This window comes from Escherichia sp. E4736 (assembly GCF_005781225.1).
Classification (GTDB): domain Bacteria; phylum Pseudomonadota; class Gammaproteobacteria; order Enterobacterales; family Enterobacteriaceae; genus Escherichia.
The window spans coordinates 1-2,177 of record NZ_VATT01000064.1; the positions used below are offsets into that span (position 1 = coordinate 1).

General features: G+C 49.0%; 2 protein-coding genes. Both read right to left on the reverse strand.

The window, feature by feature from the left end; translation table 11 throughout:
* Positions 1-1,631: hypothetical protein (locus FEK46_RS23160; protein WP_138194838.1), on the reverse strand; the 1,631-nt coding region annotated here is incomplete at its 3' end.
* A 15-nt stretch (positions 1,632-1,646) separates the two neighbouring features.
* A partial coding sequence (locus tag FEK46_RS23165) for a DUF2345 domain-containing protein (RefSeq protein ID WP_138194840.1) occupies positions 1,647-2,177 on the reverse strand: 531 nt, incomplete at its 5' end.

Below are 2,177 nucleotides of genomic sequence, written 5' to 3' on the forward strand. Positions count from 1 at the left end.
AGAAAATCCTCACTGTATTTCTTCCATTCCGGAGCATCTTTTTTCAGCGCATTGAGGAATGGTTGCCAGATAGCATCGCCTTTTTTGAAGTACCAGTCGCTTGGATGTTTAATGATTGTTTTCTGAAGAACATCACGATAGTCGGGATTGTGAAGTGCTCTCCAGTACTCCATTGGAGAATAGCGGTCGCTTCCGTTGTCAATTTTATCCAGCAGACGCTGATAATTATGCTTCACCAGCGCATGACTGGTTCGCGAATCATCGGTTGCGGCCTGGTAGAGTGAATCAATAAGATTACGGAAGAATCCAGTGGGCTGTTTTTTTCCATCCAGGTAATCAAAACTTGCAGGCTCAGCGATTTCAGTTCTGAACCCCTGCTTTGCCAGATCATACTGTGACAAAAGTTGAGGTTCCGCCTGACCTTTTGGCATGTACGCGTTTTCTGGTCGCAACTGCCAGTATTCCTGTTTGGTCAACGTATCGACTTCCGTTTGCACCTGACTCAGTGGAAGGATCCCCGCCCTGGTTGTTGCCCTTGTATCTTCTGTGAATGTTCCTGTTGCAACATCTTTTTTGTACAACGCAAGTCCCGGAGCGTACTTCAGCCAGATTGGATTCTTTTCTCCAACCTGCTCAGGGTTGGTCAGGAACGTTTCCAGGTTATCATCCATACTCGTGCATTCGATATGAACCTGGTATCGCGCTTCATATCCTCCATCCTTAGGTGCTTGATAATATCCCATATGACCAACAGGGTCACCTGCGCTGATAGCAAAGGGAGTCGGGCATACTACCTGGTCAAATTTCATCGCTTCTTTTGCTGGAGGCATGAGTTTCTGCCACCAGGAAGGCTGTACCGCCCCATCAGTGCCAGGAGACAGGTTGTTTTTGTCCACAAGCATCCAGTATTGCCGCCCTGGTTTCAGGGATGTTTTCTTGCCCTTTTTCAACGCCTGTTCTGAGAGGCTAACAAAGGTAACAAGGCCATACTCTCGCTTATTAAATGCAATGGTATGGAGGCCGCTGTCTGTTTTATCCCACTCAACAATAGATCCTTTTGGAATCGTGCCCTTGCGATAGCTTTCACTGGTACTTTTATTGTTGGTTCTGGCGCTCATGCCCCATTCTGGATCGTAGGCAGTAAGCGTATCCTGGACTGTCCACTTTGTTTCCGCCGGATTGACACTATAGGCTGAATAGGGGGCCAGGTGCATATACAGGGTATAGAAATGTAGTCCGCTGGTTTCTTTCTCCCCCGGTTGAATAAAGTGTTTAACCAGAACAAACGAACCGGAAAAGTTCAGCGGACCGGATTCCCATGCAATCGTCAGATAATCCCTGCAGATGCGGTAAGCAATCACTTCTCCGTCAGCCATGCATCGCACAGCCTGCTCACCTTTAAAGGGAACCGGGAAATCCACTGCTTCAAGAGGAGACTTGCCACTAAGCGCACACCACGGGGTCGTTGCTTCCGTGATATGGATCCCGCCATGCCACATGCCACTGCGGCCAATCATATACTGCCCGGTGGATTCCCCCCCGACATGAGAGAGGATCTCTTCCTGATTTTTGAACTCATTTCCCCGACTGTTGGAAGGGATTGGCCAGACAATTTTGGGTAATACAGACACGATTCACACTCCCTGTCAGTCATTGAATGACTTACTGCTGATTTTGCTTTCCTGAGTGATATTCGTCAGGCTGAAATTAGGTGCTTCGTTGGGAAGATTTGCGCCCGAGCCTGGTACCAGATAGTTCGATGTTTTCATAATGAACTCACCAGATGAACCATGCTCAATCCCGTTCTTACTCAGTCTCAGGTAAGACCCGCCACCGTTCAGCGTCAGCGTTTCCGGGGTGCTGATAATAATTTCGTCTTTACTGCTGGTCACCGTCAGCTGCTTTTCAGAAAACAGGGCCATCGTGTTGTGCTGAGCCTGAATCTCGATGTCTCCCTGGTTGGCAACCAGCTTCGCCCCGTCTTTATGGACAAACAGACCCAGAGCTTTTTCCACCGTAACCGACAGATTTTTCATCGCCCCGATATCAAGATGTTGACCGGCATTGATCATGGTATTGCGGGTACTGCTGAGCTGAAGATGTTCACCTGAGGTAAACGCCACCCCCTGCGGAGCGCTACCCAGCAGGACCGCAGACTGGAGGTCCCTGATTTTGTC